At 71.2% G+C, this 24,702-nt stretch carries 22 protein-coding genes; 2 read left to right on the plus strand and 20 right to left on the minus strand.

Features of this window, described 5'->3' with window-relative positions:
* Window positions 1-10: 10 nt before the first annotated feature.
* Genes ACFYZ4_RS24490 through ACFYZ4_RS24535 form a run of 10 tightly spaced genes read right to left on the minus strand, consistent with a single transcriptional unit; the run spans window position 11 to window position 10,664 of the window.
* Window positions 11-1,273 carry an ATP-grasp domain-containing protein gene (locus ACFYZ4_RS24490; RefSeq protein WP_351293341.1) on the minus strand — a complete coding sequence of 421 codons (1,263 nt, stop codon included), beginning with the start codon at window positions 1,271-1,273 and terminating at the stop codon, window positions 11-13.
* Between the two features lie 5 nt (window positions 1,274-1,278).
* Window positions 1,279-1,782, minus strand: coding sequence for a YbaK/EbsC family protein (locus ACFYZ4_RS24495; RefSeq protein ID WP_390784816.1), 504 nt, complete (start codon window positions 1,780-1,782; stop codon window positions 1,279-1,281).
* The gene (locus tag ACFYZ4_RS24500; RefSeq protein ID WP_351293338.1) at window positions 1,782-3,560 is read right to left on the minus strand and encodes an ABC transporter substrate-binding protein; all 1,779 of its coding nucleotides are present in this window, start codon (window positions 3,558-3,560) and stop codon (window positions 1,782-1,784) included. The genes ACFYZ4_RS24495 and ACFYZ4_RS24500 overlap by 1 nt, the downstream gene beginning before the upstream one ends.
* Entirely contained in the window at window positions 3,557-3,892 is a 336-nt protein-coding gene (locus ACFYZ4_RS24505) for a hypothetical protein (protein WP_030707650.1), read from the minus strand. The genes ACFYZ4_RS24500 and ACFYZ4_RS24505 overlap by 4 nt, the downstream gene beginning before the upstream one ends.
* Window positions 3,889-4,713 carry a dimethylargininase gene (gene ddaH / locus ACFYZ4_RS24510; protein WP_351293335.1) on the minus strand — a complete coding sequence of 275 codons (825 nt, stop codon included), beginning with the start codon at window positions 4,711-4,713 and terminating at the stop codon, window positions 3,889-3,891. The genes ACFYZ4_RS24505 and ddaH (ACFYZ4_RS24510) overlap by 4 nt, the downstream gene beginning before the upstream one ends.
* Complete coding sequence (locus tag ACFYZ4_RS24515) at window positions 4,706-5,959, minus strand: ATP-grasp domain-containing protein (protein WP_390784817.1); 1,254 nt, start codon at window positions 5,957-5,959, stop codon at window positions 4,706-4,708. The genes ddaH (ACFYZ4_RS24510) and ACFYZ4_RS24515 overlap by 8 nt, the downstream gene beginning before the upstream one ends.
* Window positions 5,960-5,973: 14 nt before the next feature.
* Window positions 5,974-7,296 (minus strand): MFS transporter, encoded by a 1,323-nt coding sequence (locus ACFYZ4_RS24520; protein WP_384340101.1) that lies wholly within the window; start codon window positions 7,294-7,296, stop codon window positions 5,974-5,976.
* Between the two features lie 15 nt (window positions 7,297-7,311).
* A complete protein-coding gene (locus ACFYZ4_RS24525) occupies window positions 7,312-8,931 on the minus strand; it encodes a class I tRNA ligase family protein (RefSeq protein ID WP_351293326.1) in 1,620 nt (539 codons plus the stop codon).
* Window positions 8,928-9,296, minus strand: a complete 369-nt coding sequence (locus ACFYZ4_RS24530) for a cupin domain-containing protein (protein ID WP_351293323.1) — start codon at window positions 9,294-9,296, stop codon at window positions 8,928-8,930. Before ACFYZ4_RS24530 ends, ACFYZ4_RS24525 begins: the two co-directional genes overlap by 4 nt.
* A gap of 54 nt (window positions 9,297-9,350) precedes the next feature.
* The gene (locus ACFYZ4_RS24535) at window positions 9,351-10,664 is read right to left on the minus strand and encodes a SidA/IucD/PvdA family monooxygenase (RefSeq protein ID WP_351293320.1); all 1,314 of its coding nucleotides are present in this window, start codon (window positions 10,662-10,664) and stop codon (window positions 9,351-9,353) included.
* Between the two features lie 335 nt (window positions 10,665-10,999).
* Between ACFYZ4_RS24535 and ddaH (ACFYZ4_RS24540) the strand changes: the two genes are divergently transcribed.
* Complete coding sequence (gene ddaH / locus ACFYZ4_RS24540; protein WP_351293317.1) at window positions 11,000-11,866, plus strand: dimethylargininase; 867 nt, start codon at window positions 11,000-11,002, stop codon at window positions 11,864-11,866.
* 92 nt (window positions 11,867-11,958) lie between these two features.
* Here ddaH (ACFYZ4_RS24540) and ACFYZ4_RS24545 read toward each other — a convergent pair whose 3' ends face one another.
* Together ACFYZ4_RS24545 and ACFYZ4_RS24550 are read right to left on the minus strand one after the other, a co-directional pair.
* Window positions 11,959-12,735 carry an MGMT family protein gene (locus tag ACFYZ4_RS24545; RefSeq protein WP_351293314.1) on the minus strand — a complete coding sequence of 259 codons (777 nt, stop codon included), beginning with the start codon at window positions 12,733-12,735 and terminating at the stop codon, window positions 11,959-11,961.
* A complete protein-coding gene (locus ACFYZ4_RS24550; RefSeq protein ID WP_351293311.1) occupies window positions 12,732-13,337 on the minus strand; it encodes an RNA polymerase sigma factor in 606 nt (201 codons plus the stop codon). The genes ACFYZ4_RS24545 and ACFYZ4_RS24550 overlap by 4 nt, the downstream gene beginning before the upstream one ends.
* Window positions 13,338-13,783: 446 nt before the next feature.
* Here ACFYZ4_RS24550 and ACFYZ4_RS24555 point away from each other — a divergent pair, with 446 nt between their 5' ends.
* Window positions 13,784-15,985, plus strand: a complete 2,202-nt coding sequence (locus ACFYZ4_RS24555; protein ID WP_351293309.1) for a BTAD domain-containing putative transcriptional regulator — start codon at window positions 13,784-13,786, stop codon at window positions 15,983-15,985.
* 17 nt (window positions 15,986-16,002) lie between these two features.
* On the opposite strand, the gene ACFYZ4_RS24560 is transcribed toward ACFYZ4_RS24555, so the two are convergent.
* The 8 genes from ACFYZ4_RS24560 to ACFYZ4_RS24595 form a co-directional block, all read right to left on the minus strand.
* Entirely contained in the window at window positions 16,003-16,620 is a 618-nt protein-coding gene (locus ACFYZ4_RS24560) for a LysE family translocator (RefSeq protein ID WP_351293306.1), read from the minus strand.
* Window positions 16,621-16,643: 23 nt separating this feature from the next.
* On the minus strand, window positions 16,644-17,921 hold the full coding sequence (locus ACFYZ4_RS24565) for an ATP-grasp domain-containing protein (protein WP_390784818.1): 1,278 nt from the start codon (window positions 17,919-17,921) through the stop codon (window positions 16,644-16,646).
* Window positions 17,922-17,925: 4 nt separating this feature from the next.
* On the minus strand, window positions 17,926-18,900 hold the full coding sequence (locus ACFYZ4_RS24570; RefSeq protein WP_351293300.1) for an alpha/beta hydrolase: 975 nt from the start codon (window positions 18,898-18,900) through the stop codon (window positions 17,926-17,928).
* Window positions 18,901-18,941: 41 nt separating this feature from the next.
* Complete coding sequence (locus tag ACFYZ4_RS24575; protein WP_390784819.1) at window positions 18,942-20,270, minus strand: MFS transporter; 1,329 nt, start codon at window positions 20,268-20,270, stop codon at window positions 18,942-18,944.
* Window positions 20,267-21,517 (minus strand): ATP-grasp domain-containing protein, encoded by a 1,251-nt coding sequence (locus ACFYZ4_RS24580; RefSeq protein WP_390784820.1) that lies wholly within the window; start codon window positions 21,515-21,517, stop codon window positions 20,267-20,269. The genes ACFYZ4_RS24575 and ACFYZ4_RS24580 overlap by 4 nt, the downstream gene beginning before the upstream one ends.
* 144 nt (window positions 21,518-21,661) lie before the next feature.
* Window positions 21,662-22,039, minus strand: coding sequence for a Rieske 2Fe-2S domain-containing protein (locus ACFYZ4_RS24585; protein WP_351293292.1), 378 nt, complete (start codon window positions 22,037-22,039; stop codon window positions 21,662-21,664).
* Window positions 22,030-23,445, minus strand: a complete 1,416-nt coding sequence (locus tag ACFYZ4_RS24590; RefSeq protein ID WP_390784821.1) for an iron-containing redox enzyme family protein — start codon at window positions 23,443-23,445, stop codon at window positions 22,030-22,032. The genes ACFYZ4_RS24585 and ACFYZ4_RS24590 overlap by 10 nt, the downstream gene beginning before the upstream one ends.
* Before the next feature lie 70 nt (window positions 23,446-23,515).
* Complete coding sequence (locus ACFYZ4_RS24595; RefSeq protein WP_351293286.1) at window positions 23,516-24,601, minus strand: class I SAM-dependent methyltransferase; 1,086 nt, start codon at window positions 24,599-24,601, stop codon at window positions 23,516-23,518.
* Window positions 24,602-24,702 lie beyond the last annotated feature (101 nt).

Below are 24,702 nucleotides of genomic sequence, written 5' to 3' on the forward strand. Positions count from 1 at the left end.
TGCCGACGTGTCAGCTGTCGAGGACGATCGTGGTCAGTGCGGCGGCCTTGGCGAGGTACTCCTCGCAGCCCGGCCGGTCGTCGCCGGCGCAGATGACGTTGGCGTACCGGCTGAGGTAGCCGTCCGGCGGCAGCAGCAGCGTCGTCCCGGGCCCGACCATGACGTTCGCCTCCAGCAGCCCCGGGGTGTCGGACGCTGCGGGCACGTCGACCGAGCGGACGGTGCCGTTCTGGGGCGGGTAGAGGAAGCGGATGCCCACGGTGCGGGCCCGGGTCGGCGTCCACTCGGGGCGGGTGCCGGTCGCCAGCTCCGCGGCCACCTCGCCCGGCTCGATGCCGGTGGCGAGACTGCCGAGGTACGGGATGAGGTCGCCGCCCAGGCGGGCGTTCACCTCGATGATCACCGGCCCGCGGGAGGTCAGCTTCACCTCCGTGTGGGTGATCCCGTAGCCGACTCCCAGTTCCCGGTGGGCGTCCCGGAGGATGCCCAGCAGTTCCTCGTCGGCCAGCAGCGGATCGGTGGCGCTGACGATGTGCCCGGTCTCCTCGAAGTAGGGCTCCAGGCCCACTTCCTTGTGCGCGAGGAAGAGCGGGGTGTAGCCGCCGTCGAAGACCGCGCCGTCGATGCTGATCTCGGGCCCGATCACGCACTCCTCGACCAGCGCCCCGCCCTCGTAGTCGCTGTTCCCGCCGCGGCCGGCGGCGTCGGCGACCTCGAAGGCCGCGCGGACCGCATCGGGTCCGTCGACCCGGATGACGCCGATGCTCGCCCCCATGCCGCGGGGCTTGAGCACCACCGGGTAGCCGAAGGAGTCGGCCGCCGCGAGCGCCTGATCGGCGTCGGTCACGTAGGCGAAGTGCGGCTGGGGCAGTCCGGCGGCGGTCAGCAGCTGCCGGGTGTTGTGCTTGTTGCGGCAGTTGTCGGCGCCCCGCGAGGTCAGTCCGGGCAGGCCCAGCCGCTCGGCTATGAGCGCGGTGGTCACCACGAGCGTCTCGTCGTAGCTGAACACCCCGATCACGCGGTGCTCGGCGGCCACCGCCTCGGCGGCCTTGATCAGCCCCTCCTGGTCGGGCACCAGGCGTTCCCGGTCGAGCAGCCCGACGGTGGTCGAGCCGATCACGTACTCCTTCTGCCAGGTCGGGTCCACCGCGTCCAGGATCCAGATCGGGCGCCGGCGGGCGGCGCCCGCGAGCAGGTACTCGCGGTAGGCGCGCTGTCCGCTGCCGACCAGGATCACCACGCCGTCATCGGTCGTCTTGGCGTCTTCCGTCATCTTCGTCACCTCGCGGAGTGGGTCAGGACCCGGTCGCCGGCCGTCGCGATCGCCGCGAGCTGCGGCTGGGCGATGGCCAGGTAGTCGGGGGTGGACAGGGCCACGGAGCGGTCCAGGCGGGCCGCGTTGAAGTAGATCTCTTCGGTGAGGATCAGGCCCTCGTCGACGACGAGGTGCAGATCGGGGTGGAAGCTGAGCGGCATCACCGTGCCGCAGACGCTGCCGGCCAGCCGCTCGGCGATCTCCGGCGTCGCGAAGGCCGTCCGGCCGCCGCCGAACAGCGCGCCCACCGCCTCCAGGTCGACCTGCCGGTCACCGGGCACCACCGCGAGGACGTACTTGCCGACCCGCTTGGTGATGCTCACGCGGACGACGATGCACTTCGCGGCCTGCTCCAGCGGGTGGCCGCGCAGCACGCTCGCCAGGTCCGTGCGGCCCTCGGAGGGGTGGTCGATCAGCCGGTAGCGGGCCTGGTGCCCGTCGAGGTGGTCGAGCAGCCTCTGGTACATCACAGCACCTCGCCGACGTAGTGCCAGTCCTCGGGATTGATCAGCCCGAAGGGGTTGATCGGGGCCACGCCGCGGAGGTCCTTGGCGACCTCCAGGAGACGGAAGGGGAAGTTGGGCATCCAGATGACCGGGACCTGCTGCGCGATGTGGTCCTGGTAGGCGTAGAGGTCCTCCAGATCGTCGCTGACCACGGTGCGGGCGATCAGTTCGTCGGCCTTCGGGTCGCTGTAGCTGCCGAAGTTGACCGAGGATCCGGTCGAGTAGAGGGCCTCTCCGGTGGGGTAGAAGCCCGGGCCGTAGCCCCAGCCGCCGTTCCAGTCGCTGAACTCCCACAGGCACGGGCTGTCGGGGCCCGGGGTGCAGGTCGTGTCCTCCAGGACCAGCACGCTCGCCTCGACCTCGGTGAGTTCGATCTCGATGCCGGCCTGTGCGGCGTCCGCGGCGAACTTGCGCATGACCGCGGTCAGCGTCTCGTGGCCCTTGGCGTACCGCATCGAGAAGCGCAGCGGGGTGCCGGCCGGGATGCCCTCCCCCGCCTCGCCGGGTCCGGTGCCCTCGCGGACGCAGATGCCCGGAGTGGTGCCGGTGTCCCAGCCGTTCTCGGTCAGGAAGCGGCGGGCCGCGTCGATATCGAAGGGGTACGGGTCCTCGTGCGCGGCGGGTGAGAGCAGCGGGCTGTCGGGCAGGGCCGGGATGGGCCCGGTGGTCGGATAGCCGTAGCCCTTGTAGACGTCGCGGATGGCGCCCCGGGAGTCGAGGCTGGACTGGAGTGCCTGGCGGAAGTAGAGCTGCTTGAAGATCTTTCCGGCAACGGTCGGGTTGTTGAAGTTGATCGGGAAGTAATGGATCTTGTAAGTGAGCTGGGGCACGAGGTCGTAGTGCTCGCCGAGCGGGTTGGGCCCGCCGAGCAGCGGGTCCTCGGCCGGCTCGGTGACCTCGTCGAAGGGCAGGAAGCCGATCTGTACGCCGTCGAGGGCCTCGGGGCCGCGGCGGAGCATCTCGTACTGGTCGGTGTCCGAGTCGGTGGGCACCAGCCGGAACTCGTCCAGGTAGGGCTTGTTGGGGCCCGAGTAGCGCTCGTTGGGCACCAGGACGCATTCGCCCGAGGTCCCGTCGATGGTGTAACTGCTGAGCCTCCAGGGTCCGTTGACCACGCTCCAGACGGGGCTGGTGTCCCAGCCCTTGCGCTCGTCGTTGCAGGCCCGCAGGTAGGCGTAGACCGCGGAGGCCTGGGCCGGGTCGTGGGTGGCGTCGGCCGGGCGCTCGTCGCCGGTGCGGTCCCAGGCCTTCGGCAGCGGGGTGATGGTGCTGAACTGGTTCATCAGCACCCAGTTGTGCGAGTAGGCGCGGTCGAAGGTGAAACTGACCTTGTCCTCGGCGACCTTCTCGTAGCCGGCCAGGTTGTCCGGGAAGAAGCCCGGCGTGTAGCCGCCGAAGCTGTCCTTCTCGGCCTCCAGGAGGTGCATCCACAGCATCACGTTGTCGGCGTTGACCGTCTCGCCGTTCGACCACGCGTACGGCTTGACGGTGATCGTCGCCGTGAGTCCGTCCTCGCTCCACTCGGGGGGCTCGGCGAGGCTGCGCTCGTAGTCGACGGTCGGCTGGCCGCCGGTGCCGTACCAGTACAGCGGCCGGTACATCAGGGTCTGGAACTCGTGCAGGTTGGCCACCCCGTAGTACTCGCCGGGGGTGAACGGGAAGATGAAGACCGGGCTGAAGCCGCTGGTGCAGGCCCAGGTCACGCTGCCCCCGCGGAGCGGGGTGGTGGGCGGGGTCATCTCGGTACCTCCTCCAGTGCGGATTCGCCGCTGTCCGAGTGGGCTCCGTAGCGCTCCCAGCGCTCGTTGAGCCGGATCCTTCCGTCGTCCAGGAACTCGGGGGTGCTCCAGCACCTGCCCGCGATCACCTCGCCGTCCGCGAGGACCATCGTGTAGGCGAATTCGAGGTTCCCGTCGGGCTCCACCCGGCCGTTCAGCGAGCCCCGTCGGACGGGGCCGCCGTCGAAGTCGGCCCAGAGCAGGTCGCCTTCCTGGCGGTAGTGGCCGACGGGGGCGTCCTCGCCCGCCGGGTATCCGGTGTTGCGGAAGCTTCTGCCGTCGTAGTCGATCACCGGTGTCGTATCTCCTGAGTGATGCACTTGACCGCGCCACCGGCCTTCAGCAGTTCCGACATGTCCACGCCGTGCACCTCGAAGCCGCGCTCGCGCAGCTCACCGATCAGGTGCGTGGCCGTCTCCGTCAGGACCACGTTCAGTCCGTCGCTGACCGCGTTCAGACCGAAGGCCTCGGCATCGTCCCGGGTCGCGAGGATCGCGTCCGGGTAGAGCTCCCGCAGCACCTCCCGGCTCTCTTCGGAGAACGCGGCGGGGTAGTACGTCACCAGGTCGTCGTCGAGGACGCACAGTGCGGTGTCCAGGTGGTAGAAGCGGGGGTCGATCAGGTCCAGGCCGACCACCGGCAGGCCGAAGAACGCGCGGAGCTCCTCGTGCGCGACGGGGTCGCTGCGGAATCCGGCGCCGGCCAGCACGCGCCGGCCGGCGGGGGCGAAGTCCCCCTCGCCCTCGTTGACGTGCTCCGGTACGAGGACCTCGGTGTGGCCGTGCCCTTCGAACCAGGCCCGGTACGCGTCGGCCTCGGCCGCCCGCTCCTCGTGGCGGAACTTCGCGATGAGCACCTTGTCGTCGATCACGGTGGCGCCGTTGGCGGAGAACACCATGTCCGGCAGGCCCGGGACGGGGTCGATGAAGGAGACCTCGTGGCCGAAGCCGAGGTAGAGGTCCCGGATCCGCTCCCACTGGGCCAGCGCCAGCTCGGCGTCCATCGGCTTGTCCGGGTGCATCCACGGGTTGATCGCGTAGCTCACCTCGAAGTGGGTGGGCCGGCACATCAGGTAGTGGCGCCTGGTGGCCGTGCGCCGCGGGGACTCAGCCATGCTCCGGCCTCATCTCGGTGCTGATGCGGCCGGCCGCGAGGTGCGCGGTGGTCAGCGCCTCCGTCAGGGAGGTGCCGGTGGCACCGATGAAACCGAGGATGTTGTTGCCCGCCGGCGGGCGCTTGATGACGGTTCCCGCCGTGGCCGTGATCTTGAGGAAGAACAGCGCGGGGTCCTCGGCGACCTCGGTCGGCACCTCGATGGCCTCGACCGTTCCGGCCCCGCTGATCAGGCACATCGCGGCGGTGTGCACACCCGTCGGCGCGTAGTGGGAGACGTCCGGCCGCAGGCCCCGGGCCACGTCCGCCACGCACCGGATGGGGTCGTGGCCGGCGCTGATCCGCGCCATGTGGTCGAGTCCGCCGCCGCCGGGACGGATCGCTATCTCCAGGATGAAGGGCTTGCCCTGGTGGAACCTCACCTCGGCGTGCAGGACGGACCGGCGCAGTCCCTGGGCGTGGGCCGCGTCCCGGACCACCTCGTGGACCGCGGCGATCTGCTCGGGGGTCAGGGAGCTCGGCGCGTGGTGGACGTCGTCGTCGAAGGTCCCGCTCTCCACGGTGATCCGGTCCACGATGGAGCCGAGGTACACCTCCTCGTCCCAGGCGAGCGCCTCGATGAGGTGCTCGTGGCCGTCGAGGTAGCCCTCGACGATGATCCCGTTCGGGCCGAGGTCCAGTCCGTCGGCCTCCATCAGGGCCCAGGTCATGGTCTCGATGCCCGAGGTGGCGTCCGCGAAGCGGGCCCGCATCTCCTGCGGGTCGTCGACCTTGAACACGAAGTTGCTGGCCGCGCCCAGGGTGGGCTTCAGGATCAGCGGGTAGCCGAGCTCCTCACCGGCCGCCAGGGCGGCCTCGACGTCGGGGGCGTAACGGAAGCCGGGGTGCGCCGCGCTGCCGCGCTCGTGGGCCTGGCGCATCAGGAACTTGTTGCGGCTGGTGCGGGCGGCCTCCAGGCCGATGCTCGGCAGGCCGAGCGCCTCGGCGACGACCGCCACCGTGACGACCCCGGACTCCGAGAAGGTCAGGACCCCCTCGAACTCCTCCTCCGCGTGCCAGACCTTGGCGGCGGTGACGATGTCCTCGATGTGCTTGGAGCCGGCGATCCGGTAGCGGTCCGCGTCCCAGAAGTCCTCCGTGCCGATGCCGTTGAGGACGTGGACCTCGGCTCCGAGGGCCTCGATCTGCCGGTACCGCGAGACGTAGTAGGTGGCGTTCTGACTGGCTTCGATCGCGAGCAGCTTCATCTGTGCCGCCCCCCTCAGACCTTGGCCGGGACGGCTTCGGCCGGGGCGGCCTCGGCGACGGGCTCGGACACGGTGGCGGCAGCGGCGGCGGGCTCGGAGACGATCTCGGCGGCGGCAGCGGCGGCCTCGGCGGCGGCGACCTCACGGTCGTGCTTGCTGAGGGAGATGACGGTGATGGTGGCGATGACGACGACCAGGGCGGAGAGGGCGTAGAAGCCGTTCTTCACGTTGGTGGAGTCGACCAGGAGCGAGATCAGGACGACGGCGGTGGTGCCGGCCGCGAGGCCGAAGGCGTTGGTGGCACCGAAGACGAAGCCCGTCTTCTCCTCGGGCGCCGCGCTCATCAGGGCGGTACGGGCCGAGATGCGGGCCACGCAGAAGGCGATGGCGGCGAAGGGGATGACGGCCATCATCGCGTAGAGGTGGATGGACTCCATGGACAGGAGCACCGCGAAGGCGAGGTAGCCGATCAGGGCGGTCTTCAGCACGGTGGCCTTGGAGCTGATCTTCTTGAAGGCCCAGGCCGCGAACAGCGCACCGATGCCGAACAGGGCGTCGACGATGCCGAGGTAGCCGGCGTTGGACTTGAAGCCCTCGATGACCAGGACCAGCATGATGCTGTTGCCGACGATGATGACGATGTTGCCGATGATGTAGAGCACCGCGAGGCGGGCCAGCGGCGGGCGGGAGGCGGACAGCTTGGCGGCAGCGGCCGACGCGGCCTTGGCCGCGGCCTCGGTGACGGCCTGGCCGGCCGGACGACGGCCGATGAGGAACAGCAGGGCGGCGGAGAGCAGGAACGTGATCGCGTTGAAGTAGAAGAGGGACGTGGTGCCGACCCAGACGATCACCCAGCCGCCGAGGGCCGCCGAGGCGAGCGTGCCGGCCTGGATGGCGATCTCGGCGTTGCCGTTGAACTGGGCCAGCCGGGACTCCGGGATGCGCTCCTTGATCAGGGCGTTGCTGGCCGGGAAGAAGAGGGCCGCGGAGATCGACAGGATGAAGCTGGCGACGTAGCTGACGGTCGAGGGGTTGCCGCCGAGGGCCAGCCAGACGGGCAGACCGAGCGCGGCGGCGGCGCTGGCCAGGTCGGAGATCATCGCCAGGGTGCGGCGGTCGAAGCGGTCGGCGAGCTTGCCGAAGAACAGGGAGAGCGCCACCTGCGGGATGGTGACGGCGATCATCAGCCAGCTGACCGCGAGCATGGTGTTGGCCTCGGTGAAGACCAGGTACGAGGCGGCGGTGAGCTGGATGCCGTTGCCCAGGTTGGTGATGAAGGTCGCGGGGATCAGCAGGCGTTCTGCCCGATTGGAACGGGGCGGGGCGATCGTGGACACAGTGCTCCTCGGAGGTCAGGCTCGGATGTCGGCCGGCTCGGCCACGGGCGCGAACGCCCCGACCGCGGTGGACAGGAGGGGGAGTCGCAGCGGAGCGACGGGGTCGGTGGTGAACGCGCCGGCCGGGAGGGCCAGATCGGCCCCGGCCCGCTCGGCACGGGCCGCGAGGTCGACGAGCAGCGGAGCGGCGCAGGCCGTCAGCGTCCGGACCGCGAGGACCAGGTCACCGAGGTCGCTCGGGACGTCCGCGGCCACCCGGTCCGCCTGCTTCAGCAGCCGGTCGAGGTGGACGACGACCAGGTCGGCCGCCCGGTGGAGGCTGAAGCTCTCCAGCTCGTAGTGGGAGCGGAAGCGCTCGACGACGATGCCCGCGTGGTCGGCGCCGGTACGCGACACCGGGAGCAGCGCGTCCGCCGGGACGGCGGCGAGCAGTTCCTCCACGCGGCGGGCCAGCCGGTTCCACGGCTCGACCAGCCGGGAACTCGCCAGGGTGTCGAGCGCCTCGCGGCTGAAGTTCGTCCGGGAGTGCTCCGGCGCGGTGAGCGCCAGGTAGAAGCGGACCAGGTCGCGGGGCACCTCGGCCACCAGATCGGCGGCCCAGACCACGTGGCCTTTGCTTGTTGAGAACTTCTGGTTCTCCAGCTCGTAGAACTCGTTCGACACGATGGCGTGGGGCTCGACGTACCGGTCGCCGTGCGCCATCAGCAGGGCCAGGTGCGTCATGCCCCAGAAGTAGACGTTGTCGAATCCGAGGAAGTACACGAGGTCGATGCCGTGCTCGGACAGCCAGTGCTCGTCGTAGCGGTCGGTGTGCTCACCGAGCTGCTCGGCCGCGTACCAGGTGCAGTACATCGAGGCGGCCATGCCCTCGGCCCAGGCGTTGAGGACCTGTCCGGGCGTCTCGACGAACGGCGCCGGGATGCCCCAGCCGGTGGGGTAGGTGATCGGGAAGTCCGGCAGCGGACGCTCCAGCGCCTCGCGGACCAGCTGCGCGGTGTGCGGCCGCAGCACGTCCCGGTGGCGGACGTAGTAGTCGGCGAGGCGGTCGCGGTACTCCTCCATCGGCAGGACCAGGATCTGCGCCTCGCGGTGCGTGACCACGGCGTCCGGGTCGACGGTGGAGCGCGGACGCAGCAGCTCGTCGAAGTTGTTGGGGTGTCCGCAGGACTCGCAGAGTCCGCCGCGGCTCTCCACCAGGCACACCGGGCAGTCGCCGGCGACCAGGCCCTCCATGAGGTACTCGCCGGTGGCCTCGACGTACGGCAGGAGCACGGTCTTCAGCCGGAACGCGCCGTCGTTGTGGAGGTCGGTGACGAAGTCGATGACGGTCTGCCGGTACCCCTTGTCGAAGGGGGCGAAGCCGTCCACGGAGATGCCCGCCGCCTCCAGGGTGGCGCGGATCTGCGTCGCGGAGCGCAGGGCCAGCTCCTCGGGCGTCAGGCCCGCCTTGGCCGCGCTGGACACCACGTAGGTCTGGCTGTCGTCGGTGCCGCTGGTGAAGATCACCGGCCGGCCGGAGGCCCGCAGGTAGCGTGCGTGCACGTCACCCGCCAGGTACGGGCCCGCCAGGTGCCCGGTGTGCAGATCCCCGTTGGGGGTCGGCGGCGGCGCGATGATGACCGTACGGCGTGTCATGCCCGGACTCCTTCGTGGCGTGCTGCGAACCGCTGCGTCATGTCGAGGTCCCACCAGACCGAATACATCTCGAAGTCCTCCGCGGACTCGTTGATCACCCGGTGGTCCGAGCCGGGGGCGAAGTAGACGATGTCGCCGGTCACGAGGGGCCTGCGGACGCCCTGCGACTCCAGGACCGCGGTGCCGGAGACGGCGATGAAGATCTCGTACTCGTGGTGGGCGTGGGCCGTCGACGCGGTGCCGGGGCGGATCACGCACCAGGAGCCCTCGAAGGGGGCGTTGAGTTCGGGCCAGGGCAGCAGGCGCTGGGCGTCCAGCCCGTTCTCGTGCGTCAGTCCGTCGCGGTCGAGTTGCTTGGTGAGCATGGGGGTCGGTCTCTCCTCGTCAGGCGGGTACGGCTCGTGAGGGGCGCGCGGTACTCAGACCGCGCCGGCGAGTGCCAGCTCGCGCTCCTGGGCCGGGATCTCCACGGATCTCGTCCGGCGGTGCGCGAGGATGTCCTCGGTGATCTCGGCGGAGCGGCCGGCGAGCACGCTGAGCAGCGAGTCGGCGATGCCGTGGGTGGCCTCGTTGACGCCCTGCAGGTAGCAGGCGGCGGTCGCGGGGCGGCCCAGGTCGAGCCGGTAGCTCCGGCTCACGTTGATCTCGTCGAGTCCGATCGACTGCGCGAGGGCCTTGACCGCCCACGGCATCTCCCGGACGAAACCGGTGCCCAGCAGCACGAGGTCCGTGCGCAGCTCCCGCTCGGCACCCGACTTGCGGTCGACGAGGGTCAGGACGATCTCCTCGCCGTCCGTCCGCGCGCCGGTCACGTCGGTCATGGGGTGGAGCGCCAGGCGCTCCTGGCCGCTGCGGCGGTCCTGGTAGAACTGCCGGTAGAGGCCGTCGAGGGTGGCCGGGGACAGACCGCCGTAGTTGGAGCGGTACATCTCGGCGAGCAGCTGCTGGCGGGCCTCGGGCGAGGACTCGTAGAACTCGTCGATGAAGGACGTGTAGTACAGCTCGTTGGTGAACTTGCTGCTCTCGTAGCCGTTCAGGCCGATGGACCGCATGATCATGGTCGGCCTGCACTCGGGCAGGTCCCGCAGCGCGGCGCCGAACAGCTCGGCCGCGCTCTGCGCGCCGCCGATGACGGCGACCCGGTGCGGCAGGTCCGCGCGCACCTCGGCGATGCGCTGCGTGTACTGCGTGCTGTGGATGACGCGCTCGGCCGGCAGGCCCTCGAACACCGCGGGGACGTGGGCGTCGCGGCCGGCACCGATCACCAGGTAGCGGCAGCCGATGGTGTCGCCGTTGGCGAGGGTGACCACCCAGCCGGAGAGCTCGCCGTCCGCGCCGTTCACGGCCTCGACGGAGGTGCACTCGCGGCCGTATTCGACCTTTACCGTGGCGAGTTCGTCGGCCACCCACTGCAAGTACTCGGATATCTCACTGCGGTACGGAACGAAGCTGGCCAGATTGACGAAAGCGTCGAGCCGTTCCTGCGAGTGAAGGAAGTTGACAAAGGAAAAGCGGCTGCACGGATTGCGCATGGTGACCAGGTCCTTGAGGAAGGAGACCTGGCTGAGCGCGTCGGGCAGCAGCATGCCGCGCTGCCACACGATGTCCTGCTCGCGCTCGATCAGCAGGGTGTCGCCGGCCAGCTCGGGGGCGAGCTCCTCGACGGCGACCGCCAGCGCGAGGTTCGCCGGTCCTGCACCGACTGCGAGCAGTTCGACGTTGCGATGCGCCATGGAAGTACCTCCAGATGGAACAGGTGGACAGGTTTGTTCGGTCGGTCAGGACGGTCCGGGGTCTCTTTCCCGTCCTTGCGTTGCCTCCCGAAACCGGGTGATGTCCACATTCCACGGGAGCGCCCGATTGCCCGGAAGCGAAGTCGGACACGGACAATCAACTCCGCCGAGGTCCTGGTCAGAGGGTTGATTGGCCGGTGTTCCCGATTACTTCCGGTCAATGTGGGACCCCATTTCCATGGGTCCCAGTGATCCATCGCGTTCGCACTTCCGGCCGGCCCGCACATCCCGCGGGCGGCCGGGCTTCCATCCCCACCCCATGAGAAGGAGCCCTCGTGCCGCTCACCGAGCCCATCACCCCCGCCGGCGCTCTCTACCGTTCCGAAAGCCCCACCCGGGTCGCCACCCGCCGCCGCCTGCTGATGTGCCGGCCCCGGCACTACGACGTCACGTACTCGATCAACCCGTGGATGAACCCGCAGCACGCCACGGACAACGCGCTCGCCGTGAAGCAGTGGGAGGGGCTGCGCGAGCTCTACCTCGAACTCGGCCACGTGGTCGAGGAGATAGACCCCATCGAGGGCCTGCCCGACATGGTGTTCGCGGCCAACGGCGCCACCGTGGTCGACGGCAAGGTCTTCGGGGCGCGTTTCCGCCACGCGGAGCGCACCGCGGAGGGGCCCGCGTACCTGAGATGGCTGGAAGGCCGCGGTTACACGGACACGCTGTGGCCCGAGTTCGTCAACGAGGGCGAGGGCGACATCCTCACCGTCGGGCGGCGCCTGCTGGCCGGCACCGGATTCCGCACCGACCCGCGCTCACACGCGGAGGCGCAGGAGTTCTTCGGTCTCCCGGTCACCTCGCTGACGCTGGTGAACCCGGAGTTCTACCACCTGGACACGGCGCTCTCCGTGCTGTCGGACGACGAGGTCATGTACTACCCGGCCGCCTTCTCCCAGGGCAGCCAGGCGGTCCTGCGCGCCATGTTCCCCAGCGCGATCCTGGCCGACGCCGAGGACGCCGCCGTGTTCGGGCTCAACGCCTTCTCCGACGGCCGCCACGTGCTGCTGCCCGCCGCGGCCACCGGCCTGCACGCGAAGCTGCGCGCGCGGGGCTTCGAGCCGATCGGGGTCGAGCTCTCCGAGCTGCTCAAGGCCGGCGGCAGCGTGAAGTGCTGCACGCTGGAACTCCGCGACCGCTGAGCGGGAAGGTGACGGCCCCGCGCCTTCCGTGCCCGTGCGGCGGTACGGAAGGCGGGCCGGGCAGGGGCGGCCGGGCGGCAGCGGTCCGCGCGTCACACGGTGGCCGGGCGGCAGCTGCGGCACCCCCTGAATCCGGCGGCGGCGGCCTCGTCGGCCGAGGTGAACGGCACCTCGTGCCGGGCCGTGATCCGGCGCGCGTGCGCGCACGTCGGATAGCAGAAGATCCGCGTGGTCCCGCTGCCCAGGAACCGGGCACCGAGGCGCACGAACCGCTCCACCCGCTCGGCGTCCACGCCCTCCCCTTCCCGCAGTCCCCGCTCGAACCCGGCCGGCAGCCCGCAGTCCGCCGGCAGTCCGTCGTCCCGGCACACCCGGTGCGCCGGGACCAGCACGGGGACGGGATTGGCCCGGACCGCCGCCATCACCTCCGCCGGGGCGAGGCCGGGCAGTCCGGCCTCGCGGGCCAGCCAGGCCGTAGGGCGCAGCTGCCCGAAGGGGATGAGCCGGCAGGCCTCCAGTACGGCACGCTGTTCCTCGGGCAGCGGCCCGAAGTCGTAGCGCAGGGTGCGGTCCCGCCCGCGCAGGGCCCGTGCCAGACCCGGCGGGGGCTTGGCCCCCGAGAGCACCGACCGCCGGGTGCGGGCCCGGTAGGCGTCCTCGAACTCCCCCTCGTCGGCGTACCAGTCCGTGGCGGCGACACCGGTCACCGCTCCCCGCCCGTGAGCGACGTAGAGGGGGCCGACCGGGGAGTCGGTGCGTACGTAGCAGTCGTAGCGGTTCGCCGGAACACCGGCGCGCTCCAGCACACGTACCGCGAACCCCGCGGGTGCCACCTGGCGCAGGGTGCTCAACTCGTCCGGCAGTCTCATCCCGCCGCCTCCTTCCGTTCCTCTCGGGCCGGTCCGTGCCGGGTGCGGTCGGCGGCTAAAGCGGGCTCGGCGCGCAGAGTGGCCAGACCCCGCGACACCTGCGCCTTCACCGTTCCGACCGGACAGTCCAGCACGGTGGCCATTTCCTGGTAACTCAGCTCGCCGATGTACCGCAGGACCACCGGCAGCCGGTGGTGGTCCGGCAGACCCGACAGCGCGGCCACCAGCCGGGCCCGCCGCGCCCCTTCGAGCGCGCGCTGTTCCGGCCCCGGAGCATCGTCCGAGGCCTCGACACACGCCGCTTCGACTCCGTCGGCCACTCCGGGCCGGCGGCTCAGGGTGCGGAGGTGGTTGCGCCACACATTCGCCGCGATGGTGAGCAGCCAGGCACGCGGCTGGAGCTGCCGGCGCCGCTCGGCGGAGTACTCGCGCAGGGCCGCATAGGCCCGCAGGAAAGTCTCCTGGCCCAGGTCGTCGGCTTCCCGCGCGGAGCCCGAGAGGCGCAGCAGAACGGAGCGCACGGCGCCCGCCTGGGTGCGGACGAGTTCGGTGAACCCGTCGTCCAGGTCGGTCGCCAGCAGTTCCGTCAGCGGGAGCGCCATCTCGTCCATCGTCCGGGTAAACACCGGACCGCGCGAGACCGTTGCACCGGGCGCGCGCCGGCACACAAGAATTTTTTGCTTATGGCCAAAACAGCGGTGTTCTTGGCCAGAACCTACCCGTGGTCATCAAGGCTTTGGAGTTACGGTCGGATCGTGGGCGCTGAGCCGCGCCCCCACGGTTCGAATTGTTCACGGTCCTGCGGGATTTCGGGGGGCACGATGTCAACCATTGTGCACGGGGTATTGGGAAGATTTTTTTCCGGGCGTTTTCCTCTCCCGCTCCTTCCTGTCGCGGCGCGCCGTCCGGCACCGCACAGTGACCCGATATCCGAAGATCCCAAAAGATCCCCACGGACTGCGCCTCGCGCGTTCCGTCGCCGCGCACCTTCCGCTCGCAGCCGCTGGAAAGGGACCACCGCGCTGCACCTCAGCCACCAGGGGGAACGTTGGAGAACCGCGTTTTCGGGACGAGATCCACGGAGGAATGCTGCTGGTCGTTCGGTGAACGGCTCCGCTCGTTCCGGGGCCGGGCCGGCCTGCCCCAGCACGAACTGGCCGAACGCGCCGGGGTGAGCGTACGGACGCTGCGCGACATCGAGCAGGGCCGGGTGCGCCGGCCGCAGACACGGACCATGCAACTGCTGGCCGACGCACTGGGCCTCGACGCGGACGCGGCGCGGCAGCTCTCCCTGCCCGCGCGCGGTGCCGTACGCCCCGCCGGCGGGCGACCCGGTGACCGGCGCCCGGGTGACGAGCGCCTCCACATCGGCATCCTCGGGCCGCTCGCCGTCCGGTACCGGGGGGTGGAGACGCCCGTACAGGCGACCAAGGTGCGGCGATTACTGGCCCTGCTGGCGCTCCAGCACCCGGAGCCGGCCAGCCTGGGGGAGATCACCCACACCCTGTGGCCGAACGACCCGCCCCGGTCGTACCAGAGCCTGGTCCACACCTACGTCAGCCAGGCGCGCCGGCTGCTGCTGCCCTCCGACTCCGTCGCGGGGGTGCCGGTCGACTCGTTCCTGACGCGTACGCACACGGGGTACGTGCTGGCCCTGGACCGCGACCAGGTCGACCTGACCCGCTTCCAGGACCTTTCGCTGCGGGCGCGGCAGGCGCACGCGGCCGGGGACGCCGCGTCCGCCCACGAGCTGGCCGGACGCGCCTACCGGTGCTGGCGCGGACCTCTCCTGGCGGGCGAACCGCTGTTGCCGCACCACCCCGCCGCCACGGCGGCCGCCCGGCAGCGGGTGGAGAGCCTGCTGCTGTACGCCGACCTCGCCCTGCAACTGCACCGGCCCGGGCAGGTGGTGCAGGCGCTGCGCGGCGCCGCCGAGGAGGAGCCGCTGCACGAGGGTCTCCAGGCCTCGCTGATGCTCGCGCTGGCGAGCTGCGGGGAACAGCAGGAGGCGCTGCGGGTCTTCGCCGCGGTGACGCACCGGCTCGACCAGGAGCTGGGCGTCCAGCCGGGCGAGGAACTGCGCCGCGCCCATCTGCGGATCCTGCACCAGGAACTTCCCTGGCCGAGGACGGGACCGGTGGCCGAACGGACGCCTTCCGGCACGGGGGCACCGCCCGTACGGCCGCCGGCCGCCGCGCCGCCGCCGCACCCCCTGCCGTCCCAGATCCCGGCCGCGAGCACGGGCTTCGTCGGCCGCGGCGCCGAGCTGGACCTGCTGGACCGGCTGCTCCTGCCCGCCTGCGAGCGGGGCGGACAGGTCCCGGCGGCGCTGATCACCGGCTTTCCCGGCGTGGGCAAGACGGCACTGGCCGTTCGCTGGGCGCACCGGGTCAGAGAGCGCTTCCCGGACGGGCAGTTGTACGGCGACCTGCACGGGTACGGCGACCGGCGCGCCCTGAATCCGGGGAAGGTGCTCGCCTCGTTCCTGCGGGCGCTGGGCGTGCGGGACGCGGAGATCCCCGGCACCCTCGACGAAGCCGCGAACCTGTACCGCACCCTGCTGTCGGACAGGAGGATGCTGATCGTGCTGGACAACGCCCACGAGGAGAGCCAGATCCGGCCGCTCGTGCCGGGGACGGCGGGGTGCGCGGTCCTGGTCACGAGCCGCAACACCCTGCCGGGGCTGGTGGCCCGGGACGGTGTGCCCCGGATCGACCTCGACGTGCTCGACCGGGACGAGGGCCTCGCGCTGCTGGGCCAGCTGGTGCGCGGCGGCCGCGTGGAGGCCGAGCCGCTGGCCGCGATGGCGCTGGTCCGGCACTGCGGCGGGCTCCCGCTGGCGATCCGGCTGCTCGCGGCACGGCTCGCGGACTATCCCGGGAGCGGTATCGCCCAGCTGTGCGTCGAGTTGCAGGAGGCCGGGGCGTTCGCGGACCTGCCGGTCGCGAGCGACGACCTGTTCGCCGCGGCCCACGCGGCGTTCGAACCGTCCTACCGGTCCATGCCGGAACCCGTGCGCCGGTGTTTCCGGCTGCTCGCGCGGACCGGGGGACGGCTGGTCAACGCGTACACCATGGCCGAAGTGGCCCAGACGACCCCGCTGGAGGCGACGCACGTGCTGCGGCGCCTGGTCGGTGCGAGCCTGCTCCGCGAGTGCGTGCCCGGCCGGTTCTCGCTCCCCGCGCCGCTCCTGCGCTACGCGCGCAGGCTGGCGCTGCAGGAGGACACGGAGCATCTGCATGCGGTGTGACGCGGGTGGCGGCCGCGTCACCCGCCGAGTGCCAGCCGGACGGCGAACACGCCGAACACGACGGCGGTGAGCCCGTCGGCGATGCGCAGCGTCCGCGGGGACCGCAGGTGCCGGGCGAGCCGGTGGACCAGTCGCATCCAGGTCAGCAGCCAGACCAGGCCCAGGGCCAGGTAGCAGGCGGCCAGCAGGGGCACGCCCGCCTCGGGGGTCATGCCGGCGGGCACGAACTGGGGCAGGAACGCCATCAGGAAGATGCCCACCTTGGGGTTGGACCCGGTGCACAGCAGGCCCTGCACGAAGGCCTGCCGCTCGGAGGGTCCGGCCGCCATGACCGCGGCGGCCCCGGCCGGAGCCGCCGCGTCCTCGGAGCCGGCCGGGCGGGAGAACCGCCGCAGGGCGAGCACCGCCCAGCCGAGCAGGACCAGCGCGCCGGCCCACCGGAAGGCCGCGAACAGCTCCGGGCTGGCGGCGAGCAACGCGGCCAGCCCGGCCGCACCGAGGCCGGCCTGGACGGCCCCCGCGGTGATCATGCCGAGGGCCGCCGCGGTGGCCACCCTCAGGGACCCGTTCAGCACCAGACCCGTGATCAGGACGAGGTCGGGGCCCGGCATCATGATCACGATCAGGGAACTCACCAGGAACGCGGCGGTGTTGATCTCTACTCCTCGATGGACAGGAGGCGCTCCGCGGCGCGGACCGCCTCGTAGTCGCGCCGGATCTGCTCCTCGTCGGGGTGGGCGAGGATCACGAACCCGAAGTTGAGGCTGTCGACCAGGTCCCGGGTGGCGCGGACGTGGTCGCCGTCGTTCAGGCTCTGCACCGAGAAGTGGTGACTGGGCAGGTCACGGATGAAGTCCAGGGCCGCCGTGCCGGAGACGGTCCCGGTGCGGGGCGCGATGTGGAAGACGCACATCTGGTGCAGGAGCAGTTCGTAGCCCTGGGGGAGTTCGCCCCCGGTCAGCCAGCGCACGGTGCGGTCGATCTGGCTGTCGGAGGTGGCGTTGCGGTTGAAGCGCGGCTGGCCGCCGCCGTGCGGGCGGGCACCGAGCTCGATGAGCAGCGGACCCTCCGCGGTGCCCATCACCTCGACGTGCGCCGAACCGAAGCGCAGGCCCACCGCGTCCAGGACGCCGAAGACGTACTCCGTGAGGCCCGGGATGGCCGGGTCGTCCGGGGGGAGCCAGCGCATGGTGTCGTAGACGGCCATGTGCGGGCCGTTGTCGACCTTGCGGTAGGCACACACGTCGACCACGGCGTGCTTCCCGTCGTGGCTGAAGGTGTCGATCACGTACTCGGTGCCGGTGACGAACTTCTGGACGATGAGCCGGTCGTCCGTCTCGCCGAACTGGTTGGTCCGGCCCAGCTGGCGGCCGAAGACCGCCCGCCAGTCCGTGCCGCCCGCCAGTTTGATCACGCCGTCGGTGCTCGCGCTCTTGGGCGGTTTGACCACCAGGTCCGCCCCGGCCAGGCCCTCGCGTCCCAGCCAGGCCGCCACCTCCTCGGCGTCGTCGGTGCAGATCTGCGGGATGACCGGCAGGCCGGCCGCCGCGACGGCGGCCGCCATGCTGCTCTTGTCCCGCCGGGCCGCGGCCAGTCCGGGCACGTTGCTGCGCGCGGGCACCACCCGGGGGGCGAGCCGCTCGGCCAGTTCCACCCCGGACTCGCAGCCGGCCAGGACGGCTCGCGGATCCAGCTCCCGCAGCCGCTCGACGACCGGCTCCAGGTCCCCCTCGAACACGATGATCTCGGCGAAGTCCTCCGGCTGCCACGAGGAGGCGTAGGCCTCCGGCGGGCGGGGGCCCGTGACCACCGCCACCACCGGCACGCCGTGTTCGGTCAGCGGCTCGGCGAAGAGGGCCCCCGAGGAGTAGGGGTCGACGATCACGCAGGGCCCGTCGCCCCGCGCTGCGCCCGTCCCGCCGTCAGCGCCCGTCACGCGGTCAGCGTCCGTCACGGCCGGCCGCCTTTCCGTCCGGACCGGCCGGCGCCGCCAGCGCGGCCACGGCGTCGCAGTAGCGGGCGAAGAACTCCCCGGCCGGTTCGCTGATGCGGCGGGCGCGCACCGGAGCGTGCACCATGCCCGGCTCCATCACGTACGTCACCGGCGTCCCGTTCTGCCGCAGCCGCTCGGTGTACTTCTCGGCGTCCACGCGCAGCGAGTCCATCTCGCAGCCCACCACGTAGGCGGGCGGCAGGTCGTGGAAGTCTCCGGTCAGCAGCGGCGAGACGTACGGGTCCTCCGCCTGTTCGGGCTCGGGGCAGTAGCAGGCGGTGTAGAACTCCATCTCGCCGCCGGAGAGCAACGGGGCGTCCTCGCCGCCGTGCCGCCACCGGGTGAAGTCCAGTACCGGGCTGATCACGGCCTGGCCGCGCAGCCGGGGGCCGCCCCGGTCGCGCGCCATCATCGAGAGGACCACGGCCATGTTGGCCCCCGAGCTCTCCCCGCAGAGCACCGCGGCCTCGGGGTCGATGCCGTCGAGCCCGAGCGCGGGCAGGTCGGCCAGGGTCCCGCACAGTCCGGCGTAACAGTCCTCCAGCGGCCCGGGGTACGGGTTCTCCGGGGCCATGCCGAAGTCCAGGGCGACCGCCACCAGACCGGTGCGGTCGGCGAGTTCGGCGACCAGGCTGTGGTGGCTGTGGAGCGAGCCGATGACGAATCCGCCGCCTCGTATGTAGAACAGCGGGGCGTCGCCCGTGCGCCGGGCCGGTTCGTACACGCGGATCCGGGCGGTGCGGCCCGCGTGGGTGACGGTCGCGTCCCGGTGGCTGACCCCCTCGGGCACCGGGATGGGCAGCACCTCGGTCAACGCGTCGTACAGGGCGCGCTGTCGTTCGACGGGGTAGGTGTAGAAGTCGGGTGGCAGGGCGCCGTCGACGGTCTCCACGAACTTCTCGATGCCGTCTGCGTAGGCCATGGGCAGCTTCGCTCACTTCCGGATGCGGGGCGGGGAGGTGCTCAGGGGGTTTCTGCGGTGGCCGGTGCGGCCGGGCCGGGCGTTGCCGTGGTCGGCTCGGCGGGACGGGCGTCGGCCGGAGCGGGTTCGGCGTCCGGTTCCTTCCCGGTGGCCGCGGGTTCGGCCATGCCGATGAGGGTGGCGACGACCGCCACCGCGGTCAGGCCGCCGCACAACCACCACACGGAGGCCGCCGAGGCCTGCCAGGCGGCGATGCCGATCACCGGTCCGACGGCGTAGCCGATCTGCATGGGAAACGCGCAGGCGGCGATGTACCGGCCGCGCAGGTGTGCGGGGGCGACCCGGCCGGGCCAGGCGGAGGCGGTCGGGGTGCCGACGATCTCGCCGATCGTCCACACCACGGTCGCGACGACGAACATGGCCATGCCGGGGCCGGCCACGTACAGGTTCATGCCGACGCCGACCAGACCGATGCCCAGGGCGACCGCGAACCGGGCCGGGAGGTGCTGCACGTACTTGGTGAACAGCAGCTCCAGGCAGATGACCATGGCCGCGTTCATCGACAGCAGGACCGAGTAGAAGGTCGGGCCGTGGCCGTCGGCCTTGAGCTGGAGCGGCAGGGCGGAGGTGTGCTGGATGTAGACGACGGCGTTGAGGAACAGCGCCAGCAGGAAGAACATGTAGCGCTTGTCCCGCAGCACGGCCGCGTACGACCGGCTGCCCTCCTCCGGCTTCGGCCCGGCGGAGGAGGCGGTCGTGCCGGTGCGGACCAGGACCAGCGCGAGCAGGGCGAAGCCCGCCTGCGCCCCCGCCTCGGCGTAGAACATCAGGTTGTACGAGTACGTGATGAGCAGGGCGCCGATCAGCGGTCCCGCGGTGGTGCCGAGGTTGAACGCCATCCGGTAGACGGCGAACACCATCACGTGGTGTTCCTCCGGGGTGGCCTCCACCAGCAGCGCCGAGGAGGCGGGCCGGTAGGCCTGCGCCACCACGCCGATCACCGCGGCCACCCCGATCACCAGGGGCAGGGTGTCCAGGAAGACCAGGCTGAGGGTGAGCAGGCTGGCGAAGGCCATGGAACCGACGATGGTCCGCGCGTAGCCGATCCGGTCCGAGACCGAGCCGCCGACCAGGACGCCGACGACCGAGCCCACTCCGTACGCGCCGAGCGCGAAGGCGGCCGCGGAGGTGCTGAAGCCCTTGTCGGTGAGGTAGAGCACCAGGTAGATCTGGAGGAAGGTGCCCAGCCGGTTGATCAGCATGCCGACCAGGACCAGCCAGATCGGGCCGGGGATCCCCCTCAGTGTCTCGGTGACGGAAGGCCGGACGGCCTTCTGCCCCTCCGGGGAGCCTTGTCCGGTGGTGCTCACGGAGCCGGCACCTCCACCGGACGGGAGGCGACTTCCACGATCTCCGGGACGCGCAGCAGCGCGGCGCGCGCCTGCTCGACGGTGTCGGACAGGGCGATCACGCGGGCGTAGCGGGAGATGTAGCCGCGGGGCGGCAGGCGCAGCACCGCACCGGGATCGACCATGGCCTCGGCACTGTGCACATCGGGACCGAAGCGGTCCTCGTGGACGGTCACGCCGTCGATCTCGACGTCCTCGTCGGGGTAGAGGAACGCGATCGCGGCGGCCTTGCGGTGCTGCGCCGCGGTGTCCGGGGTGCGGCCCGCGGCGGTGTCGGCCGCCGCCATCGCCACGTCGACGCCGCTGGCCAGCTGCCCGAGGTAGGGGATCATGTCGCCGCCGAGGCGGGCGTTGACCTCCATCAGGCGCAGACCGCCGGCGGTGATCCGGAATTCGGTGTGGCTGACTCCCGTGTGGAAGCCGAGCGCGGAGTGCGCGGCGCGCAGGGCCTCCAGCAGCTCGGGGTCGGTCAGCAGCGGGTCGGCCCCGTCGACCTCGTGGCCCGTCTCCTCGAAGAAGGGTGCCAGGCCGACCTGCTTGCGGGCCACGACGAGCGGCACGCACACGCCGTCGAAGAAGACCGCGTCGACGCTGATCTCCGGGCCGTCGGCGTACTCCTCCACCAGGACCGACACGTCGAAGACGGGCACTCCGGGGTAGGAGGCGCCGGAGGCGGCCCGGTAGGCGTTCTCCATGTCCTCGGGTCCGTCCGCCTTGCGCACGCCCATCCCGCCGGCCAGACCGCGCGGCTTCACCACGACGGGGAAGCCGATCTTCTCCGCCGCGGCCCGCGCCTCGCCCAGCGAGCGGACGCCGATCGAGGCCGGCTGCGGGACCCGGGCCGCGTCCAGCGCGATCCGGGTGGCGTTCTTGTCGCGGCAGGCGGTCACCGCCTCGGGGGAGTTGCCCGGCAGCCCGAGCGCCTGCGCCACGTGGGCGGCGGGCGTGACCAGTCCCTCGTCGTAGCAGAACACGCCGGCCACCTGGTGCGCGGCGGCCACCTCACGGGCGGCCTCGACCAGGGCGTGCGGGTCGGTGTTGTCGACGACCGTGCTCCCCGCCACGTACGGGTCCTCCCAGCTCACCGGTGCGGGCTGGAGGAGCCATAACGCGTAGCGCCGGCTCACCGTCCGCAGGATGAACTCCCTGCTGCGCCGGCCACTGCTGCCGATCAACAGCAGAAGGGGCTTCTCCCCGTCCCACGCCATGGTCCACTCTCCTCGTTCGTCGTCATGCGTCCGGCGGGTGCGGTGCGGGGCCCCTCACGGCCCGGCACCGCACCCGCCATCACCTGTAGAACACCGGCCCGGCCCAGGGCGTTGCAGCCTCCCGCGGGCTTGGCCGGAAGGGGGTCAGACAGCCGCGCCGGGGCGGGCGAGTTCGGGTGACAGCGGCCGGTACTCCCGGCTTGTGACCCCGCACGGCCGGCCGGATACCGCCGGCCGCCCGGCCGGCCGGCGGTCGGGGATGACCGCGGTGACCCGGCTGCCGGCCCGTACCGCCGGGATCTCGGCGCGCAGCCGCGCCGCGGACGTCTTCCGGTCGTGCCAGGGGCAGACGAGCCGGGAGGCGTCCGGCGTCACGCCGGCCAGGTGCAGCGGACCGCCGCGGTGCGGGCACTCGGCGTTCATCACGAAACCCCGGCCGTCGACCGTCGCGTACACGTACGACGTGCCCGCGACGACCACACAGTTGTCCCGCCCGGCGACGGGGAAGGTCACTACAGGCATTTGCGGTAGTCCCCCACCGAGTGGATCTCGTAGACGCATTCCTCGGACAGGATGTCGGCGCCGTGCAGCCGGTTGCGCCGGATGACCACGCCCTCGCCTGCCTCCAGGGTCAGCGAGGAGCCCAGCCCGCTCTCGAAGCGCATGGTGCCCGAGACGATGTGGCAGAGCTCGTCGCCCTCGTGGCAATGGGTGTTCGACAGCTCGTTGAAGGGCTCGACCAGGTGCGCCACCGGCGCCTCCACCCGGCCCTCCCGGATGGCCTCGTAGACGGGACCGTGCAGCTTCTTGAGCTCCGGCTGGTCGTCCATCCAGGAGATCTGCGCGCAGAAGTCCTGGTCGGCGACCTCCAGGAGCACGCGGTACTCCTCGATGCCCCGGACGATCTCGGGGATGATCCCCTCGCCGTGGGCCTCGATCAGCGGCGCGATGATCTTCTCGCGCGCCATGCGGCCGTGGTGCTGGTCGATGTGGACGTGCTCGGTGAAGTACGTGGTGTCGACGGATTCGCCGAAGACCCCGTGCAGCAGCCGGTCGGCGCGCTGACAGAAGTCGACCAGCGAGCTCTCCGTGTAGAACAGCGCGCCCACGTAACGGAAGAACAGCTCGTGGTTCTTGCCGAGGTAGTGGAAGTAGTTGTTCAGCAGCAGGCTGCTGTTGAGGTAGTACTGCCAGTACCGGTGGAGGTCGGCCCGGAGGCCGACGGACTCCAGCGTCTGCTCGAACAGCGTGCTGTGCTTGGTGTCGTGCACGCCGTAGCCGTACTCGTCGATGACGACCTTGAACCACTCGGACTGGACGGGACCGTAGTAGCCGAGCACGTTGCGGATCATCGGCGACGCCTCGGAGAGGAAGTCGGCGGCGAACTGCACCAGCCACATCCGCGCCGCCCGCTCGGGGTCGGCGGAGCCGGTGATGGCCTGCTCCACGGGCGTCGGCTCCTCGCCGCCGCCCATGTCGAGCGAGTCCAGGTAGCTGTCGAGGCTGGCCCTGGTCCACTTCCCCGAGGTCTCGACCTCGTCGTCGAGGAAGCCGAAGGCGTACCGCTCCAGGGCGGGGCGGACCCGCTCGCCGAGCGCGCGGTTGGCCGGGCTGTAGAACGCCCGGAAGTCCTCCTCCTTCCCCTTGAGCCCGGACTTGGGGAAGAACACCAGGTCGGCCTCGTATATGGAGGTGAGCAGGCGCTGCGCGGCCAGGCTCGTGTAGTCGAGGATGTTCTCCCGGCCCGGCACCTTGTCGAAGTCGAGGTGCGGCAGCACCTGCGGCCGCAGCTGGCGCCGGTACGGATTGTCGTGGTTCTGCCAGTCCAGGTTGTCGAGGAAGATCGGATTCGTGGCGTACTGCACGATGGCGTCGCGCAGGGCGGCGCCGCTGAGCTCGAACGGGATGTGCTCGGGTACGTGACTCATTGCGTGCTCCTTGGTCCGGATCGCAAGACGTACGGCCGTGTGCCTGGTGGGCGGGCCGGGGGCCGGTGTGTCAGATGTGCGCGCTGAGGGAGAAGTCGCTCCAGCGCAGGCGGAGGGGGACCGTCTCACCCGTCTTCACCGACACCGGCTTCTCCAGGGGGACCCACCCCTGCATCCAGTGCGAGCGGGTGTTCTCCGGGGAGTTGCACAGCGTGGTGCCGTGCCCCATGTCCAGTTCGAACCAGACGACCAGGGCGTGCGCCTCCCCGTCGGCGCGCGCGACGAGGTCGACAGGGCGCTCGCCCGGCTCCAGGGTGTCCTCCGCCAGGTCGAACGCCAGCACCTCGGCGGCGTCGGACAGGAACCGGTGGGGCCAGGTGTTGAGCCGCACCGGGAGGTGACCGCGGGTGGCCAGCACGTTCATGAGCGAGACGTCGAAACCCTCGGCCGTCGTCACCTGGTTGAGCCGCAGGATGTCCTCACTGCTGACGAGCCGGCCGTGGAGCCGGCCCGCGGACGGAAGCATGATGCCGTCGGGTTTCAGCAGGTGCCGGCGCGCGTGCCGGATCGACGGCAGGAGGCCCTCGCCGATGAGACCGCAGTCGACGATCTCCGAGATCAGCACGTCCACCGGGCCGTCGAGGTCGTGGCCGATCTCCAGCAGGTTGGAGGGCTTCCCGATCACCGTGATGACATCGCTGAACCCGTGGGCGTCGACCACCTGACGGGCGACCTCCGCGAGCATCGGGTTCATCTCGCAGGTGATCACGCGCCCCGCGCCGGCCCGCGCCGCGGCCATGGCCAGCAGCCCGCTCCCCGAGCCGATGTCCAGAACGGTCGCCCCGGCCGGTATGCCCCGCTCCAGTGCGCCGACGAGGGCCTCGTTGCGCCCGGTGTCGTTCAGCATCGCGAAGTGCCAGCGGGGAACGGTTCTGCGGGCGATCCGCCCGAACACCTCGGAGTCGGTGGCCGCCCCGCCCGCCGGCGTCGTGAGCAGCGCGGACGCCTGTTCGGCGATCTCGTTCATCTGCTGCGCCAGCGTCTGCAGCGAGGCCGTGATCAGGCGGTGCTGCGAGCTGGTGGACGCCGGACCCGGACCGTCCGGTCCGGGGTCCTGCCTCGTTGTCGCGCCCTCCGCGCCCTGGACCTGCTGCATGTTCGCTCCTCCCGTTGAACCGCCGGATCAACCGTGGTGCACGAACGGGCGGCAAGATCCCCCGCGCCGTCGCAAGGTCGACCGTACGGAAGGTCGGTGGT

Source organism: Streptomyces sp. NPDC001513 (assembly GCF_042894695.1).
Taxonomy (GTDB): domain Bacteria; phylum Actinomycetota; class Actinomycetes; order Streptomycetales; family Streptomycetaceae; genus Streptomyces.

What these genes read in the sequence shown, in the direction of transcription:
- ACFYZ4_RS24530 (WP_351293323.1), bottom strand. Translation starts at nt 9,296, where the DNA reads ATGCTCACCAAGCAACTCGACCGCGACGGACTGACGCACGAGAACGGG.
- ACFYZ4_RS24590 (WP_390784821.1), bottom strand. Translation starts at nt 23,445, where the DNA reads ATGAGTCACGTACCCGAGCACATCCCGTTCGAGCTCAGCGGCGCCGCC.
- ACFYZ4_RS24585 (WP_351293292.1), bottom strand. Translation starts at nt 22,039, where the DNA reads ATGCCTGTAGTGACCTTCCCCGTCGCCGGGCGGGACAACTGTGTGGTC.
- ACFYZ4_RS24500 (WP_351293338.1), bottom strand. Translation starts at nt 3,560, where the DNA reads ATGACCCCGCCCACCACCCCGCTCCGCGGGGGCAGCGTGACCTGGGCC.
- ACFYZ4_RS24515 (WP_390784817.1), bottom strand. Translation starts at nt 5,959, where the DNA reads ATGAAGCTGCTCGCGATCGAAGCCAGTCAGAACGCCACCTACTACGTC.
- ACFYZ4_RS24580 (WP_390784820.1), bottom strand. Translation starts at nt 21,517, where the DNA reads ATGGCGTGGGACGGGGAGAAGCCCCTTCTGCTGTTGATCGGCAGCAGT.
- ACFYZ4_RS24550 (WP_351293311.1), bottom strand. Translation starts at nt 13,337, where the DNA reads ATGGCGCTCCCGCTGACGGAACTGCTGGCGACCGACCTGGACGACGGG.
- ACFYZ4_RS24495 (WP_390784816.1), bottom strand. Translation starts at nt 1,782, where the DNA reads ATGTACCAGAGGCTGCTCGACCACCTCGACGGGCACCAGGCCCGCTAC.
- ACFYZ4_RS24595 (WP_351293286.1), bottom strand. Translation starts at nt 24,601, where the DNA reads ATGCAGCAGGTCCAGGGCGCGGAGGGCGCGACAACGAGGCAGGACCCC.
- ACFYZ4_RS24535 (WP_351293320.1), bottom strand. Translation starts at nt 10,664, where the DNA reads ATGGCGCATCGCAACGTCGAACTGCTCGCAGTCGGTGCAGGACCGGCG.
- ACFYZ4_RS24545 (WP_351293314.1), bottom strand. Translation starts at nt 12,735, where the DNA reads ATGAGACTGCCGGACGAGTTGAGCACCCTGCGCCAGGTGGCACCCGCG.
- ddaH (WP_351293335.1), bottom strand. Translation starts at nt 4,713, where the DNA reads ATGGCTGAGTCCCCGCGGCGCACGGCCACCAGGCGCCACTACCTGATG.
- ACFYZ4_RS24570 (WP_351293300.1), bottom strand. Translation starts at nt 18,900, where the DNA reads ATGGCCTACGCAGACGGCATCGAGAAGTTCGTGGAGACCGTCGACGGC.
- ACFYZ4_RS24490 (WP_351293341.1), bottom strand. Translation starts at nt 1,273, where the DNA reads ATGACGGAAGACGCCAAGACGACCGATGACGGCGTGGTGATCCTGGTC.
- ACFYZ4_RS24525 (WP_351293326.1), bottom strand. Translation starts at nt 8,931, where the DNA reads ATGACACGCCGTACGGTCATCATCGCGCCGCCGCCGACCCCCAACGGG.